Consider the following 689-nt stretch of genomic DNA (forward strand, 5'->3'; position numbering starts at 1 on the left):
AGACCGGCCATGCCGACGGGGAGCTCTACCGCTGGCCGGGGGACTACACCGAGCCTGCCGAAGGCAAAGAGCTGGCGCGCGTGCGCATGGAGCGAGAAGGCAACCCGGGCAGCCGCGCCAGCGGCAGCGGCAATCTGCGCGGCATGGTGCCGGGCTGCACCTTCACGCTGCGCGAACACCCCAACGGCCCGACCAACACCGACTACCTGATTCTGGGCACGCACCTGAGCGTGAGCGAGGTGGGCCAAGCCAGCGGGCAGGGCAGCTACCACTGCCACTGCCAGTTCGAAGTGCAAGCGGCCAGCCAGCTCTACCGCAGCAGCCAGCGCCACGCGAAGCCACACACGCACGGGCCGCAAACGGCCATCGTCACGGGCCCGGCCGGGCGCGAGATCTACACGGACCAATACGGCCGCGTCAAAGTGAGCTTCCACTGGAACCGTTACTGCAGCAAGGACGAGAACGCCAGCTGCTGGATCCGCGTGGCCAGCCCGTGGGCGGGCAACCAGCTCGGGGGCACGCTGGTGCCGCGCATCGGGCAGGAGGTGATTGTTGACTTTGAGAATGGCGACCCGGACCGGCCGCTCATCACGGGGCGGGTGCACAACGCGCTGAACATGCCCTCGTGGGAGCTGCCCGAGCAGCACGCGCTGACGGGGCTGCGCAGCCGCGAGCTCACCCCCGGCGGG

The 689-nt window shown here is 69.5% G+C and carries 1 protein-coding gene; it reads left to right on the forward strand.

The window, feature by feature from the left end:
* On the forward strand, nt 1–689 hold a 689-nt coding region (locus ACG0Z6_RS16600), incomplete at both ends, for a type VI secretion system Vgr family protein (protein WP_394463457.1).

Origin of the sequence: Roseateles rivi, assembly GCF_043555845.1 — a bacterium.
Taxonomy (GTDB): domain Bacteria; phylum Pseudomonadota; class Gammaproteobacteria; order Burkholderiales; family Burkholderiaceae_C; genus Roseateles; species Roseateles rivi.